The organism is Mycobacterium sp. NGS49 (genome assembly GCF_059812565.1).
In genome coordinates this window covers 55,942-71,933 of the sequence record NZ_JCALCX010000021.1, presented here as the reverse complement: position 1 = coordinate 71,933, position 15,992 = coordinate 55,942, and the positions used below count along the sequence as shown (strand labels likewise).

The window sequence follows — 15,992 nt, the reverse complement described above, 5'->3', positions numbered from 1 at the left end:
ACGTGTCATGACATACCTCGCACGAGCCTGCGCCAGCGCCGCTGCCGATACCGGTAGATGGCGTTCGCCAGCACCACCACGACGCCGGTGAGCAGGCGGGCGTCGATGTCGACCGTGTCGCTGTAGCGGCACGAATCCCCTTGCAACGGCTCGACGCGCAAGGTGTGGTTCCACGCCTTGAGAATTCCGCCGTGTTCCCGGGTGCGGATGGTTCCGCTGGCCTCGTCGACGTCGATGACCTCAATGGTGTGCCGGTAGGCGGGGATCACATGAAACGCCAACAGCCAACCGGTACCGCGTTCGCCCTGCCGCAGCGGTTCGGTACGCCCGGCCAACGCGGGGAATCCGAGCAAGCCCTTGCACACGTAGAGGAAGGTGGCCGGCGACAGCATTGCCGACCACACTCGGTCCGCGCTGGTGGGCAGGATAGTTTCGACGTGTACGGTGCGCACGATCGGCTCCTTGTTAGGCTCCCCTAATTTTGCTCAGTAGCGCGCCGAATGACTACTCGCTTTTGACCAGGAGACGCACCATCCCTCCCAGCGACCGATTTCGGCAGCGTAAGCAGCCCAAACAGGAGCGGGCCACCGAGACCAGGCAACGCATCCTCGATGCCGCGGCTCAGGTTTTCGCCGAGCACGGGTACTTCGCGGGTACTACCAACCGCATCGCCGAACGGGCCGGACTCTCGATCGGGTCGTTCTACCAGTACTTCCCCAATAAAGATGCGGTATTGCGGTCCTTGATGGACGAACACGTGGATGCGGGAACGAAGCTGCTGAGCGAACGTCTGGCCGCAGGCCTGCCACCACGGCTCGACGACACCCTGCGATTGTTCGTGCGTGCCACCATTGATAACCACCGGGAGAATCCTCGCCTGCATCGGGTGTTGTTCGAGGAGGCCCCGAGGGCGCCGGCGTTTCTTGCCCGGGTACGCGAGTTGGAGCAGTTCACCGTGAACCTGGCCAATCAGTTACTCCAGCAGCACCCGGACAGCCGAGCCGGCCGCCTGACCGCCCACGTCGTCGTCGCGACCATCGATTCGCTGGTGCACCGACTCGTCACGTCAGCGGAACCGGCGGATTTTCAGGAAGTCGAGGACGAAATCGTGGCATTGCTCATGGGGTATCTGGAAGGCGGCGGCCCGCGCAACTCGCCAAGTGTCACGGGCCCAGGATGTCGGTGACGAACGGCATACCGGCTCAGGGCTTCCAGCCGGTGGTATCGGCCCACTCCCACGCACGTCGGTAGGCGTCGAGGAACCACGGTTCCTTGGCGGTGGCGTACCGGGTGGTGTCGCCGTCTCCATGCGCTTCGGCTGCTCGCTTGATCGTCAAATAGTCTTCGCGCACAACCGGATTGGCTTTCAGCCAGTCGACGAACAGCAGCGCGAACTGTTGATTGGGCCAGCCACTCACCCGGATGTGCACATTGGTGGGCCGGCCCGGGTCGGCCGAGGCGTGAATGCGCTTGCGCCACAGTGCCGGATCGTCGCTGTGGTCCAGTCCGGGTAAGGTGCTGCGGGCATCGGCCTTGGCGTTGTCCTGGGTGATGCGCTCGAGTCGCGGATACCCGGCGGCCAACAGCGGTTCGACGAGTTCGTCGGCCACTTCCAGCGATTCGACGGTGATCTGGATGTCGATCACGTCCTTGGCGTCGTATTCAGGCACCGCCGTCGACCCGATATGGTCCACCCGCAGCGCCCGGTGACCGCACGCCGTCCGGAGCCGGTTGACGATGCGAAGGGCCTGATCCGGCCACGTCGGGTCAGCCGCAACCAGCCGGGCCGGGCCGCGGGCACAGGTCCGCTCGCTGAGATTGTGCGCGAAGGGCACGATTCGGTTGTGCCACACGTCTCGGGCGCGTAATGCCAGGTCATCCTGACTGCCCGAATTGTCCAGCCACACATCCGCGACGGCCCGACGCTGTTCGTCGGTGGCTTGCGCGGCGATCCGCGCCCGGGCGTCCGCTTCGGCCATGGCGCGTTGCTCAACCAGACGCCGCACCCGCAATTCGACATCGGCGTACACGATCACCACCAACGGAAACAGCGGCGCCATCCCGGATTCCACCAGCAGCGGAATGTCTTCCACCACAACGGAATCCTGCGAAACGGCCGCGATGATCTCGGCACGTCGCTTGCCGACCAGCGGATGCACGATGCCGTTGAGCTTCTTGCGCTGTTCCTCGTCGGCAAACGCCTTGGCCGCCAAAGCGGGGCGATCCAGGGCACCGTCGGGACGGAGAATGTCTTCGCCGAAGGCGTCTACCAGCGACGCCAGTCCTTCGGTCCCTGGCTCGACCACCTCACGGGCGATGACATCCCCATCCACGATGATCCCGCCGCATTGCGAGAACGTGGTGGACACCGCCGACTTCCCGGCACCGATGCCGCCGGTCAGCCCGATGCGCAGCATCCGCGCGTGCTGTTAAGCGCTGCCGGCGAGCTTCTCCCGCAGAGCCGCCAGCTGGGCGTCGCTGGCCAGCGACCCACCCGCAGACTTCTCCGAGGAGCTGCTGCTCGACGACGACTGCCCGCCGCCACCGTGGTCCGCCGCCTCCGCAGCTGCGAACTTCTCCATCTGCGTGGTGTGCATCTTGTGCCGGCGCTCGGCCTCGGCGTAGCGCGCCTCCCACTCGTTGCGCTGGGCGTCGAAGCCTTCCATCCACTCGTTGGTTTCGGCGTCGAAGCCCTCGGGGAAGATGTAGTTGCCCTGCTCGTCGTAGCTGTCCGCCATGCCGTACTTGGCCGGGTCGAACTCGTCGGTGTAATCCTCGTTGGCCTGCTTGAGCGACAACGAGATTCGGCGACGCTCCAGGTCGATGTCGATGACCTTGACCATCGCGTCGTCGCCAACGGCGACCACCTGGTCGGGCACCTCCACGTGGCGCTCGGCCAGCTCGGAGATGTGCACCAGACCCTCGATGCCCTCCTCGACGCGGACGAACGCACCGAAGGGCACCAGCTTGGTGACCTTGCCCGGCACGATCTGCCCGATCGCGTGGGTGCGGGCGAAGTGCCGCCACGGGTCTTCCTGAGTTGCCTTCAGCGACAACGAAACCCGCTCGCGGTCCATGTCGACGTCGAGAACCTCGACGGTGACCTCGTCGCCCACCTGCACCACCTCGGACGGGTGGTCGATGTGCTTCCAGGACAGCTCGGAGACGTGCACCAAGCCGTCCACCCCGCCCAGGTCGACGAAGGCGCCGAAGTTGACGATGGACGAGACGACACCCTTGCGGATGGTGCCCTTCTGCAGCTGGTTGAGGAACTCGCTGCGCACCTCGGACTGGGTCTGCTCCAGCCAGGCCCGCCGCGACAGCACCACGTTGTTGCGGTTCTTGTCCAGCTCGATGATCTTGGCTTCGATCTCCTTGCCGATGTACGGCTGCAGATCGCGGACGCGACGCATCTCGACCAGCGAGGCGGGCAGGAAGCCGCGCAGCCCGATGTCGAGGATCAGGCCACCCTTGACCACCTCGATGACGGTGCCCTTGACGGCCTCGTCCTTCTCCTTCAGCTCCTCGATGGTGCCCCAGGCGCGCTCGTACTGTGCGCGCTTCTTGGACAGGATGAGCCGGCCCTCTTTGTCCTCTTTGGTGAGAACCAGTGCCTCGACCTCGTCACCGACGGAAACGACCTCGTTCGGGTCGACGTCGTGCTTGATCGAGAGCTCGCGGGCAGGGATGACCCCTTCGGTCTTGTAGCCGATGTCGAGGAGCACCTCGTCCCGGTCCACTTTGACGATGGTTCCTTCGACGATGTCGCCATCGTTGAAGTACTTGATCGTTTTGTCTATTGCGGCGAGAAAGTCCTCGCTGGTGCCAATGTCGTTGATGGCTACTTGCGGCGAGGTGACGGTGGGACTCGGCATATTGTTGGGTTGCTCCGGACAGGATTCATCGTAGGGACTGGGACTTGCGATATTGATGTGACCCGCGATCGAGCGCAAACGGGTATCTGTCGAGGCTACTTGACGGCATACACGCTGGACAAACTCGGTCGAAATCCCGATCAGACTACTGGGGTGCCGGCCGTGGGTCACACCCGGCCCCGGGTTCGAGCCGGCGATACCTATCGCCGGCGGCCCACGGAGTCCGATACCAGTCCGCCCGGCATCAGCCACTGGTCGGGCGCGCGCTCGATGAACTGCGCCATCGCGTCGGCGATGCGCTGCGAGGTGACCTGGACGGCCTCCCTCATGTCGCCGTCGTCACTGCCGAGCGGGTCACTGGCACAGATCGGCTGCCCGAAGACCGGTTCCCGTCGATGTTTGTGCTGAAACACGGCGCCGGGGACGATCAGGGCACCGGTGCGCAGAGCCAACAGCGCCGGTCCCGGGCCGACCGGGCGCTTGATGCCTGCGAGGTCGACAGCAACACCCGAGCTCAATGCGCCCTGGGCACCTTCGCGGGCGCGAAAGTAGTCGCCGGCGACCGCGACGATGCGGCCGCGCCGGATGGCATCCGACATGGCCGCGGTGGTACTCACTCCCCCGGTGCGCTCGACGGTGATCAGTTCCAGCCGGGCCTTCTGCGCGCCGCGGGCGATCACCCACTGCATCAGGGCACGCTGCCGGTTGGCGACCACGGTGGTGGGCAGCCCGTTCAGTGCGAGCACGATCGGCAGCGCCGCGTAGGAACCCAGATGCGGGAACGCGACGATGGCACCCACCCCTGCCGGGCGCCCGGCTTCGAGGGCCGCATACAGGGGTGACGGGTCCGCGATCCTGAAGCGCCGCCGCGCCGCGCGATGGGTGGCCGCGAGGAACCAGATGGCGTCATTGGCGTTACGGACCAGCGCCCGGTACATCGCCTGGACCGGCCGCCACTTACGTGCGGAGAACTGCGCCGTCGGGTCGACGTTGTCGCGAAAGTCCTGCAACACGTGCAGGTGCTGAGCACGGCCCCGCCAGTACACGACCCTGGCCAGTACCGCCAGGAACGCATCGGCGACTGGCCCGGGCAGCAGTCCGAACAGCTTGGAGAAGACCATCAGCGGATAACGCACCAGCGGCTTGCGCTCGGCCACATCCGCCATCTCAGCAGTTTACGGTGGGCAGCACCCGTTAATGGGCGGCCGCGTCCCAGCTCCGGCCGTATCCCACTGACACCTCCAGCGGCACGTCGAGCGGATAGGCCCCACCCATCTTGTCGCGGACCAGCGCCTCGAGCCGGTCACGTTCGCCGGGCGCGATCTCGAACAGCAACTCGTCGTGGACCTGCAGCAACATCCGTGACGCGAGCCCGCCGGCTTTGATCGCCTTGTCCACCTCGATCATCGCCACCTTGATGATGTCGGCGGCGCTGCCCTGGATCGGCGCGTTGAGCGCCGCCCGCTCGGCGGCCTCGCGCACCTGGCGGTTGCTGCTGTCCAACTCGGGCAGATAGCGCCGCCGGCCCAGCACCGTCGAGGTGTATCCGTCCTTGCGAGCCTGTTCGACCACCGCCATCAGATAGTCGCGCACACCGCCGAACCGGGCGAAGTACTGATCCATCTGCTCCTTGGCTTCCTCGGTGGAGATCTTGAGCTGCGCCGACAACCCGTAGGCGCTCAGGCCGTAAGCCAGTCCGTAAGACATCGCCTTCACCCGGCGCCGCAGCTCGCCGGTGACCTCGTCGATCGGCACCCCGAACGCGCGCGACGCTACGAACGAGTGCAGATCCTCACCGGTGTTGAACGCCTCGATCAACCCCTCATCGCGGGACAGATGCGCCATGATCCGCATCTCGATCTGGCTGTAGTCGGCCGTCATCAGCTCGGTGTACTCGCCCGAACCAACCACGAACGCATCCCGGATCTGCCGGCCGGTGTCGGTGCGGATCGGGATGTTCTGCAGGTTGGGTTCGGTGGAGGAAAGGCGGCCCGTCGCGGCGATCGTCTGGTTGAAAGTGGTGTGAATCCGGCCGTCGGCGGCCACCGAATTGAGCAAGCCGTCGACGGTGACCTTGAGGCGGGTGACGTCGCGGTGGACCAACAGGTGCTGCAGGAAGGGGTGGCCGGTCTTGTCGAACAGGGACTGCAGGGCATCGGCGTCGGTGGTGTAGCCGGTCTTGGTGCGCTTGGTCTTGGGCATGCCGAGCTCGTCGAACAGCACGACCTGCAGCTGTTTGGGCGAACCCAGGTTGATCTGCTTGCCGATCACGGCGTAGGCCGCCTCGGCGGCGTCGCGGATCTGGTCGGCGAAGTGGCTCTGCAGCTCCCCGAGCATGCCCAGGTCGACGGCGATGCCGACGCTTTCCATGCCGGCCAGCACCTGCTGCACCGGCAACTCCATCTCGCCCAGCAACGCCGTGGAGTCGATGCGCGCCAGTTCGGCGTCCAGGGCGTCGGCGAGGTCGATGACGGCCCGGGCCCGCAGGATCGCGGTCTGCGCGGCCTGGTCGTCGGTGCCGTCGTCGTCATCGAGCAGCGAGAGCTGTTGCTGCTCAGCACTTTCGGCACGCAGCTCGCGACGCAGATAACGCAGGGACAGGTCATCGAGAGTGAAGCTGCGCTGCCCCGGCCGCACCAGGTAGGCGGCCAGCGCGGTGTCGGAAGTGACGCCGTTGAGGTTCCACCCGCGACCGCGCAGGTCGTGAATCGCCAGCTTCGCCTCGTGCAGGGCCTTCGGTTTGGCGGCATCGGCCAGCCAGGCTGCCAATGCGGCGTCGTCCTCGGGTGTCAACGTGGCGGTGTCGACGTAGGCGCCGTCCCCGTCGGCTGCGGCGATGGCCAGCGCCGTGGCGTCGCCACCGTGCGGCAGGTGCGTGCCCACCACCGTCAGTCCGGACCGGCGGCCGTCGCCGGCATGGTCGGTCAGCCACTGCCCGACGGTGCCGGGCTGCAGCGCGCCGCCGCGTACGTCGAAGCCCTGATCGACCTCGGGTACCCGTCCCCCGGCGGCGGCCAGCGTGTCGAACAGCCGGTCCCGCAGCACGCGGAACTCGAGGTCGTCGAACAGGCGGTGGATGTGGTCGCGGTCCCAGGGCTGCAGCCGCAGCGTGTCCGGGGTCTGCGCCAGCGGCACATCCCTGACCAGTTCGGTGAGGTCCCGGTTCAACACCACGTTGGCCACGTGCGCCCGTAGTGCGTCCCCGACCTTGCCGCGCACCGAGTCGACATTGTCGACCAGGGACTGCAATGAGCCGTACTCGATGATCCACTTCGATGCCGTCTTCTCCCCCACCCCGGGGATGCCCGGCAGGTTGTCGCTGGGATCACCGCGCAGCGCCGCGAAGTCCGGATACTGCCGCGGGGTCAACCCGTACTTCTCGACCACGGCCTCCGGGGTGAACCGGGTGAGTTCACTGACGCCCTTGCGGGGATAGAGCACCGTGACGTCGTCGCTCACCAACTGCAGCGAGTCCCGGTCGCCGGTGACCACCAGCACCCGATAGCCCTCCTTCTCAGCCTGGGTGGCCAGCGTGGCGATGATGTCGTCGGCCTCGAATCCGGGCTCGGCCAGGACCGTGATACCCAGGGCGCCGAGCACCTCCTTGGTGATGTCGATCTGGCCGTGGAACTCATCGGGCGTCGAGGACCGGTTCGCCTTGTACTCGGGATAGCGCTCCGAGCGGAAAGTCTGCCGGGAGACGTCAAAAGCCGCGGCGATGTGCGTCGGCGACTCGTCGCGCAGCAGGTTGATCAGCATCGCGGTGAAGCCGTACACCGCATTGGTGGTCAATCCGCCGCGGGTCTTGAAGTTCTCTGCCGGGAGGGCATAAAACGCCCGGAAAGCCAGCGAATTGCCGTCGAGCAGCATGAGCGTGGGCTTGTCGTTGGCGGTGTCTGCGGGATTCGCCGTGCCTGCGGCGGTCCTTGGTGGGCTCACGGGCCTACTCTAGGCACCACCGCCGACATCACAGCAGCCGCCGCTCGGCCGCCACGTCGTACTCACACACGCTTCCCGAAACTATCGCGTCTTGTTGCTCAGTCCCCGGTCCGCTGCCGCGGAAGGCGTCGACCGAAGCCTGCGACTCCCATCGTTCGAAGATGTCGACGCGACCCGGATCGAGCAGATCGGCGGTGATCGCGAAGTCCTGGCAGCCCGGTGCACGCCGCGCCTGCCGCATCACCGCTGCACAACTGGCCAGGTAGTCATCCCGTCGCAGCGGGTCGACGACGATGGATCCCGCGACGATCACCATTGCGCACTCCTTTGCCTGAACGATTGCGGTCGCCGGTTATGACCGGCGGCACCCGCCGATCTCATCGGTGTGCGCCGGGCACCGCGGGGCCGAACTGGAACACGTTTCAGTTTTTCGGCCGGTGTTGAGTAATCTGGCGTAGTGCCAGAGGTCAAAAGCCAAGAACCGGCGATCGACGGGTGGTTCGCCACCGACGATGCCGGACTACCCCACCTGATCGGCAGCAAGTGCCCGCAGTGCGGCACCTATGTCTTTCCGCCGCGCGAAAACAACTGCCCGAACCCGGGCTGTGCCAGCGACTCGTTGGAGTCGGTCGCCCTGTCGCGGCGCGGAAAGCTGTGGAGCTACACCGAGAACCGTTACCCACCGCCGGCACCCTATCCGGCAGCTGATCCGTTCGAGCCGTTCGCCATCGCCGCCGTCGAACTTGCCGACGAGGGAATCATCGTGCTGGGCAAGGTGATTGAAGGAACCCTCGCGGCGGACCTGAAGGTCGGCATGCAGATGGAGCTGGCCACCATGACCCTGTTCACCGACAACGAAGGTGTCGAGCGCATCGTGCACGCGTGGAAGCGTGCCGGCGACGATGCAGAGCGTAGCGATGAAGAGGAGCGGCACAAATGAGGTATGCGTCATGAGCGCCCCCGAACCGCTGTACATCCTCGGCGCGGGTATGCACCCGTGGGGCAAGTGGGGCCGCGACTTCACCGAATACGGCGTGGTCGCCGCCCGCGCGGCGCTGGCCGAGGCGGGTCTGGACTGGCGCCAGATCCAGTTGGTCGCCGGGGCCGACACCATCCGCAACGGTTACCCGGGGTTCATCGCCGGATCGACGTTCGCGCAGAAGCTCGGCTGGAACGGGGTGCCGGTCAGCTCCAGCTACGCCGCGTGTGCCAGCGGCTCGCAGGCGCTGCAGAGTGCCCGCGCGCATATCCTGGCCGGCTTCTGCGACGTCGCGCTGGTGATCGGCGCGGACACCACGCCCAAGGGTGCCTTCGCCCCGGTCGGTGGCGAACGCAAGAACGACCCGGACTGGCAGCGTTTCCACCTGATCGGCGCGATGAACCCGGTGTACTTCGCGCTGCTCGCGCGGCGCCGAATGGACCTGTACGGGGCGACCTCCGAGGATTTCGCTCAGGTGAAGGTCAAGAACTCTCAGCACGGCCTGCAGAACCCGAATGCCCGCTACCGCAAGGAATCCTCGGTGCAGGACGTGCTGGCCAGCCCCGTGGTCTCCGACCCGTTGCGCCAGCTCGACATCTGCGCCACCTCCGACGGCGCGGCGGCGTTGATCGTGGCCAGCGCGGAGTTCGCGCGCAAGCACCTGGGTTCGCTGGACGGTGTGCCGTCGGTGCGTGCAGTCAGCACGGTGACTCCGCAATACCCGCAGCACCTTCCCGAATTGCCGGATATCGCAACGGATTCCACTGCGGTGGTGCCGGCGCCCGAGCGGGTGTTCAAGGACCAGATCCTCGATGCCGCTTACGCCGAGGCCGGCATCGGCCCGGAGGACGTGAGCCTGGCCGAGGTGTACGACCTGTCCACCGCGCTGGAACTCGACTGGTACGAGCATTTGGGGCTGTGCCCCAAGGGCGAGGCCGAGGCGCTATTGCGTTCTGGCGACACCGCTTTGGGAGGCCGCGTTCCGGTCAACCCGTCGGGCGGCCTGGCGTGCTTCGGCGAGGCCATTCCCGCCCAGGCGATCGCTCAGGTCTGCGAGTTGACCTGGCAGCTGCGCGGCCAGGCGACGGGCCGGCAGGTGGAGAACGCGAAAGTGGGCGTCACCGCCAACCAGGGGTTGTTCGGCCACGGGTCATCGGTAATCGTCGCCCGCTGACCGGGCGACTCAACCCCGCACCTTGGCGGCCAGCGCGTCGGCGAGTCTGTTGCCGACGGTCGCGTCGATGTTGCCGCAAGCTTCGGTCTTGATGACGTAGTTCTGCACCGTCGCGACGACGTCCTCACACCGCAGGTTGTTGCGCCGCTGGTTGATCGCCACTGCGGAGGTTCGGCCGGTGCTGACCACCAGCGGACTCAGCTGGTATGGGTTGCTCGTGTCACTTCCCTGGTACACCTTTCCCTCACACTGCCGCCACGCCGCGGTGATGCGGTTTAGCACTTCGGTCGCCACTTCAGGCGAGGGCAGTTCGAGCACGCCCTGACCGATCAGTCCGTCGGAGTTTCCTTTGGTGAATTTGTAGGTGATGGAACGCAATTGAGCGTTGCCCGACACGTTGATCAGCGAGTCGACGAAGAAGTTGAAGACCGGTGCGCACTCCGGCGGATTTGTCGGGGAAATACTCGGGGCCTTATTTCGGGCCGAATTGGGCCGGAGATCCGCGATGCCCGTTGCCGCAGCGACCTCCGCAGTGCTCAACATCAGCGAATCAATGCGAGTCGCGGGCACGTTCGACGTGGTCGCACTCCCGGCAGTCGTTGATTGCGTGCGACTTCCGCCGAAGTGCAACACTGCGACGACAGCCGCGGTGGCCACCACGATGGCCGCGCAGGTGGCGAGCAGAGCGTTGCGCCGACGCTTCGGGGATTGAGGCGCAGACGTGTTGCGCGGCAGCGGTGCTTTCTGGGCCGGTTCGGTGGCCAGCACGGAAGAAGTCGATGACGGTCCCAGGGCCGCTACGACGTGCTGGGCGGCCTGGGCCAACTCTGATGCGGTCTGATACCGATCGTCTGGATTCTTGGCCATGCCTTTGGCGATGACGTCGTCGAATCCGGCTGGCAATGCGTGTTCCAGGGCACTGGGCCGCGGTGGCGGAGCAGTGAGGTGGGCCATCATCTGCTGTTCTGCGTTGTCCCCGGCGAACGGACGCCGGCCGGTCAGACACTGATACAGCACGGCGGCTAACGCATACACGTCGGATCGCGGATCGGGGTTCTGGTCCCTGAAGCGTTCCGGAGCCATGTAGGCGAATGTCCCGACAGCCACGCCAGTGCTGGTCAGGGCCGACTGGTTGACGTTGCGCGCGATACCGAAGTCGATGAGGTACGCGAAATCGTCGTCGGTCACCAGAATGTTGGAAGGTTTGACGTCGCGGTGCACCAGCCCGACGCGGTGCGCTGCGGTCAGCGCCGCAGAGACCTGCCGGGTGATGTCGACGGCGCGCTGCGGTGCCAGCGGGCCGGTTTGCAGGACAGCTTCCAGATCGCGGCCTTCGATGAGCCGCATGTCGACGTAGAGGCGCCCGTCGATCTCGCCGAAGCGGTGGATCGGCACGACATGCGGTTCGTTGAGCCCGGCTGCCGCGAGAGCTTCCCGACGAAACCGTTGTTGGAAGTTGTCGTCCTCCACCAGATGCTGCGGCAGCACCTTCAGCGCCACCATCCGTTCGGTGGTGGTGTCGAACGCGCGATACACCTCGCCCATGCCACCGCGGCCAATCAGATCGATCAGCCGGTAGTCACCAAAGAGTTGCTCGCTCTGCATCCACCTACCCGAATCCCGCCCGCTTCCATCGCGAGCAGTCGCAAGATCGCCTCTCTGACTCCCGATTGTGCTTCTGACCGCGTCAGGCGTCCTTGGGCGTATCGAGCGTTTCCAGCACGACCTCGGCAACGCGCTTCATCGACGTCCGCCGGTCCATGGCGGCGCGCTGAATCCACTTGAAGGCTTCCGGCTCGGTCATGCCCTGTTTCACCTGGAGCAGGCCCTTCGCACGCTCGACCAGCTTGCGGGTTTCCAGCCGATCCGACAGTGTCTCGACTTCCCGCTCCAGGGCGGTGAGCTCACTGAACCTGCTGACCGCCAACTCGATGGCCGGAACCAGGTCACTGGCAGTGAACGGCTTGACCAGGTAGGCCATCGCCCCGGCATCGCGGGCACGCTCGACCAGATCGCGCTGGCTGAACGCCGTCAGCACCACGATCGGGGCAATGCGCTTGCTGGCGATCTCCGCCGCCGCGTCGATGCCGTCGCGCCGGGGCATCTTGACGTCCATGATCACCAGGTCGGGCTTGTGCTGCTCGGCGAGCTCGACCGCTTCCTGGCCGTCGCCGGCCTCGCCGACGATGTCGTACCCCTCCTCTCGCAGCATCTCAGCCAGGTCCATGCGGATGAGCGCTTCGTCTTCCGCGATGAGCACCCGGCGCGGCGGCGGAGCGGCGTCGGTGGCAGCGGTGGTGGGGCCGGTCATGACGGACATTGTGTCGCGAGGCTCTGCAAGGGAACTCGGGGGGTCCTCTAAGGTAGGAGACCGGCACCGGCCCTCGTATCCCAACTGGCAGAGGAAACGGATTCAAAACCCGTACAGTGTGAGTTCGAATCTCACCGAGGGCACCACCGACGGCAAGTCAACGATGAATGTTGTTGCAGATCAGAGGCCTATCTGTCGTCCGGTTCCCCCCGGGACGACGCAGTGGAGCCCGCGGCTGAAACAAGGGTGAACGCCGACGGCGAGATCGTCAACGCGGCCGTCCGCGCGGACGGTGCGTCAGACCAGCCTGGCGGTCCCGATCGTCCACGGGACGGTCTTTCTCGGGCACCTGCGGGTACACCGGGAGACCGGCGCCAAACCTGGCTGCTGATCCTGGCGGTAGTACTCGACCCGGCGTTGTTCCTGCTGCTGGACCGGAAGCGGACCGGGCATGATGTCAGCGTGCCGGATTCCGCCCTGCGCTTGGCGCGCGCCCTGACCGACAACGCGGACCGCGTCCATCGCGAGGTGGCCGGCCTGGGTCCGGTCGAGACGGAGCGGGCACTGTTTTTTCTGCTGTCGGCCTACGATCTGGCCACCGAGATGTGGTTCCAGAAGGGCGATCCGACGGCCCCGCGGTTGACCAACTGGGAAAGGCCCTGGCGCAAGTACGGTGGGGACAATCCGACGACCCTTTACTTGAGCGCTCCGGTGTCGCCGGATCTGCGGTACCGGCTGCATGGGTCGATCGGCGCGGCCGTCTACGCCGGTGTGCAGGTCTACACCAAAGGCCCCGGCTACAACGCACCGGCGGCCAACATCTCTGACAAGAGGCTGCTCGGTGACGGCCGAGAGATCGACCTGCTCATCGGTGGCCGGGATCCCGTCGACGGCACGCCGTGGCTGCCGCTGGTCGACGATGACTATCTGGTGATGGTTCGGCTCTACCATCAGAGCCCACCTGAGGCGGAGCCCGGTCTCATACTGCGGTGCCTCAACCCGCCGGCTGGAGGCGGACCGTCGATGGCGCAGCGGGCCGACAGCGCCGAGGCGTTCTTTCGTGACGAGATCCAGTCCACGATGGCCGTGACCGAGGTGCTGCGCGCCGCCGGGGTGAACGGTTACCCGCCGCCGGAGGCGCCGATTCACCATCCGCGCTACACCGGCGCGCTGTTTCCGACACTGGACAACGTCTATGACGGGTTCTATGTCAATCTGGGACCCGGCCAGGCGCTGCGTCTGCGTGGCACACCCCCGACGGCGCGGTTCTGGTCCTTTGTGTTCTACGACCGCTGGTTCAACACCCCGGACTTCCCGGAACACCGCTGTTATCTCACCGGCGCCGATGTCGAACTGGCCCCCGACGGCAGCTATGAGGTGGTGCTTGGACCGCGAGATCCCGATCATCCGAACTGGATCGACACCGCCGGGCTGACCGAAGGGATCTTCGCCATCCGCTGTCTGTTGCCCCAGCACCGCGAGCTTCCCGTCGCTGAGGTGTTCGAGCCGGGGTTGTCGACCTGAACTCCTCGCCCCGCCTCGAGATTGGCAAGACGTTGAGCACCGTCGGTTGCTCGCGAGACCTCAGCTCACCCGGCTCGGGAATTTCGGCCGCGGTGCTCATTGTTGACGCCGGTGGAATAGCGGGCGGCAAGACCGCTCGTTTAGTGAGGTCAACAGTTAGGCTTTATCCGTGGCCGCCAAGAAATGCGGTGTTCGATCGGCCGGCGCGGACGGCTCAGAACTCCGGCCAGACTGCGTTGCCGCCGTCCGATCGCAGACCCGCGACATCCGGCAGCACTACGCCGCAAGCGCTGCCCGCCGGGCGCGCATTCTAAATATCGCCGCCTGGATGTCGGTCGTGGTCAGCGCCAGCTTCGTCGGCGTGCAGTTCTTCATGGGCTCGTGGCTGTGGGAAGTCCTCTGGATCAATATCGCCGCAATGGCGATCTTTGCGATCGTTCCGATGCTGCATCGCTTCGGAGAGCTGGTGGCGCCCCTGACGTTCATCTTCACGGCGTACACCACCGTGTTCGCCAGCTGCTGGGAAGTCGGCACCGGCTCGGGCGCCAAACTGTTCTTCCTGGTCGGCGCGTGTCTGGTAGTGCTGGTGCTGGGCATCGAGCACATTGTGCTGGCGAGCTTCCTGGCGGCGCTCTCCGCTGCCCTGGTCATCACCGCCGAGCTGGCGCTTCCCCGCGACACCGGCCTGCAGCCGCCCTGGGCCCAGACGACGGGCTTCGTCATCACCACCCTGTCGGCGTGCGTGGTGGTGGTGGTGACGGTCTGGTTCGCCCTGCGCGACACCGCGCGCGCCGAAGCGGCGATGGAAGACCAGTACGAACGCTCCGAGGCGCTGCTGGCCAACATGTTGCCGGCCAGCATCGCCGAACGCCTCAAAGCGCCGGACCGACGAGTCATCGCCGACAAGTACGACGACGCGTCCGTCCTGTTCGCCGACATCGTCGGCTTCACCGAGCGCGCCAGCAGCACCCCACCCGCCGACCTCGTCCGCTTCCTGAACCGCTTGTACACCGCGTTCGACGAACTGGTGGACAAGCACGGGCTGGAGAAGATCAAGGTCAGCGGCGACTCCTACATGGTGGTCAGCGGGGTTCCGCAGCCCCGGCCCGACCATGTCCAGGCACTGGCCGACTTTGCCCTCGATATGGCCGACGTCGCGGCCGCGCTCAAGGATCCGCATGGTCGTCCGGTTCCGCTGCGGGTCGGCCTGGCGACCGGACCGGTGGTGGCCGGCGTCGTGGGGTCGCGCCGCTTCTTTTACGACGTCTGGGGCGACGCGGTCAACGTCGCATCCCGGATGGAGTCCACCGACTCCGTCGGCCAGATCCAGGTGCCCGACGAGGTCTACGAACGCCTCAAAGACGAATTCGTGCTGCGCGAACGCGGCCACATCGACGTCAAGGGCAAGGGCGTGATGCGCACCTGGTATCTCGTTGGCCGCAAGCTGCCCGAACCGGCCGGCGATCTACGCGCCGAAGACGCACGCGCCGCCGTCGTCTAAGGACAAAAGCCCCTTCCAGGAAACCACCACATGGGCCACACTGATGCCCATGGAAAACAGTCCTGTGACGTTGCCTGCCCCGAGCTTGCTGCCACATCTCTGGAAGACCACGCTGATATCGGGCGTTTTGTCACTTGCTCTCGGCGCCCTGGTTGTGGCCTGGCCGGGCAAGTCCGTTCTGGTCGCCGCCATCGTGTTCGGTGTCTATCTCCTCATCACCGGCGCCGCGCAGGTGGCCTTCGCATTCGCCCTGCACGTATCGGCGGGCAGCCGCATCCTGCTGTTCGTCAGCGGCGCGGCGTCGCTGATTCTGGCCGTGCTGGCGTTCCGGCATTTCGGCAACGCAGTGCTGCTGCTGGCGATCTGGATCGGCGTCGGCTTCATCTTCCGGGGCGTGGCGACCACGGTATCGGCCATCAGCGATCCGGCTCTGCCCGGTCGTGGCTGGCAGATCTTCATCGGCGTGATCAGCCTGCTCGCCGGGATCGTGGTGATGGCTTCCCCGTTCGAGTCGATCATCACCCTGGCATTGGTCGTCGGGATCTGGTGCATGGTCATCGGCGTATTCGAGATCGTCTCCGCATTCGGTATCCGCAAGGCCTCACAAGGGCTCAGGTAGAAGTTCCTCCACCTATTGACGCTAGCGATGGTCAATCACGACTACTACACTGTGTCGTAGGTGTTTGACT

Annotated in this window: 14 protein-coding genes and 1 tRNA gene; 7 read left to right on the top strand and 8 right to left on the bottom strand. The window is 65.8% G+C overall.

Going from position 1 to position 15,992, the window contains the following annotated elements:
• Positions 1-5 precede the first annotated feature (5 nt).
• Positions 6-452 carry an Rv1443c family protein gene (locus AC5Y7D_RS21265; protein WP_499927424.1) on the bottom strand — a complete coding sequence of 149 codons (447 nt, stop codon included), beginning with the start codon at positions 450-452 and terminating at the stop codon, positions 6-8.
• A 62-nt stretch (positions 453-514) separates the two neighbouring features.
• Between AC5Y7D_RS21265 and AC5Y7D_RS21260 the strand changes: the two genes are divergently transcribed.
• Entirely contained in the window at positions 515-1,186 is a 672-nt protein-coding gene (locus AC5Y7D_RS21260; protein ID WP_499927422.1) for a TetR/AcrR family transcriptional regulator, read from the top strand.
• Positions 1,187-1,202: 16 nt separating this feature from the next.
• Here AC5Y7D_RS21260 and coaE read toward each other — a convergent pair whose 3' ends face one another.
• The 5 genes from coaE to AC5Y7D_RS21235 form a co-directional block, all read right to left on the bottom strand.
• The gene (gene coaE / locus AC5Y7D_RS21255; RefSeq protein WP_499927420.1) at positions 1,203-2,417 is read right to left on the bottom strand and encodes a dephospho-CoA kinase; all 1,215 of its coding nucleotides are present in this window, start codon (positions 2,415-2,417) and stop codon (positions 1,203-1,205) included.
• 12 nt (positions 2,418-2,429) lie between these two features.
• On the bottom strand, positions 2,430-3,875 hold the full coding sequence (gene rpsA, locus AC5Y7D_RS21250) for a 30S ribosomal protein S1 (RefSeq protein ID WP_499927418.1): 1,446 nt from the start codon (positions 3,873-3,875) through the stop codon (positions 2,430-2,432).
• A gap of 200 nt (positions 3,876-4,075) precedes the next feature.
• Positions 4,076-5,041, bottom strand: coding sequence for a lysophospholipid acyltransferase family protein (locus AC5Y7D_RS21245; RefSeq protein WP_499927416.1), 966 nt, complete (start codon positions 5,039-5,041; stop codon positions 4,076-4,078).
• 28 nt (positions 5,042-5,069) lie between these two features.
• Positions 5,070-7,745 carry a DNA polymerase I gene (gene polA / locus AC5Y7D_RS21240; RefSeq protein WP_499927489.1) on the bottom strand — a complete coding sequence of 892 codons (2,676 nt, stop codon included), beginning with the start codon at positions 7,743-7,745 and terminating at the stop codon, positions 5,070-5,072.
• 97 nt (positions 7,746-7,842) lie between these two features.
• On the bottom strand, positions 7,843-8,130 hold the full coding sequence (locus AC5Y7D_RS21235; protein ID WP_499927414.1) for a putative quinol monooxygenase: 288 nt from the start codon (positions 8,128-8,130) through the stop codon (positions 7,843-7,845).
• Between the two features lie 141 nt (positions 8,131-8,271).
• On the opposite strand from AC5Y7D_RS21235, the gene AC5Y7D_RS21230 reads away from it, so the two are divergent.
• Positions 8,272-8,754, top strand: coding sequence for a Zn-ribbon domain-containing OB-fold protein (locus tag AC5Y7D_RS21230; protein WP_499927412.1), 483 nt, complete (start codon positions 8,272-8,274; stop codon positions 8,752-8,754).
• A 10-nt stretch (positions 8,755-8,764) separates the two neighbouring features.
• Positions 8,765-9,967, top strand: a complete 1,203-nt coding sequence (locus tag AC5Y7D_RS21225) for a lipid-transfer protein (RefSeq protein ID WP_499927411.1) — start codon at positions 8,765-8,767, stop codon at positions 9,965-9,967.
• 9 nt (positions 9,968-9,976) lie between these two features.
• Here AC5Y7D_RS21225 and AC5Y7D_RS21220 read toward each other — a convergent pair whose 3' ends face one another.
• Both AC5Y7D_RS21220 and AC5Y7D_RS21215 read right to left on the bottom strand, forming a co-directional pair.
• Positions 9,977-11,572 carry a serine/threonine-protein kinase PknH/PknJ gene (locus AC5Y7D_RS21220; protein WP_499927409.1) on the bottom strand — a complete coding sequence of 532 codons (1,596 nt, stop codon included), beginning with the start codon at positions 11,570-11,572 and terminating at the stop codon, positions 9,977-9,979.
• An 82-nt stretch (positions 11,573-11,654) separates the two neighbouring features.
• Positions 11,655-12,278: an ANTAR domain-containing response regulator gene (locus tag AC5Y7D_RS21215; protein WP_499927407.1), complete on the bottom strand. Its 624-nt coding sequence runs from the start codon at positions 12,276-12,278 to the stop codon at positions 11,655-11,657.
• 69 nt (positions 12,279-12,347) lie between these two features.
• On the opposite strand from AC5Y7D_RS21215, the gene AC5Y7D_RS21210 reads away from it, so the two are divergent.
• From AC5Y7D_RS21210 to AC5Y7D_RS21195, 4 genes are all read left to right on the top strand, one after another.
• Positions 12,348-12,424: transfer RNA gene (locus AC5Y7D_RS21210), tRNA-Leu, on the top strand.
• 100 nt (positions 12,425-12,524) lie between these two features.
• Entirely contained in the window at positions 12,525-13,802 is a 1,278-nt protein-coding gene (locus AC5Y7D_RS21205) for a DUF1214 domain-containing protein (RefSeq protein ID WP_499927405.1), read from the top strand.
• Positions 13,803-13,971: 169 nt separating this feature from the next.
• On the top strand, positions 13,972-15,303 hold the full coding sequence (locus AC5Y7D_RS21200) for an adenylate/guanylate cyclase domain-containing protein (protein WP_499927403.1): 1,332 nt from the start codon (positions 13,972-13,974) through the stop codon (positions 15,301-15,303).
• 43 nt (positions 15,304-15,346) lie between these two features.
• Positions 15,347-15,922, top strand: a complete 576-nt coding sequence (locus AC5Y7D_RS21195) for an HdeD family acid-resistance protein (RefSeq protein WP_499927401.1) — start codon at positions 15,347-15,349, stop codon at positions 15,920-15,922.
• The last annotated feature ends 70 nt before the right edge of the window (positions 15,923-15,992 follow it).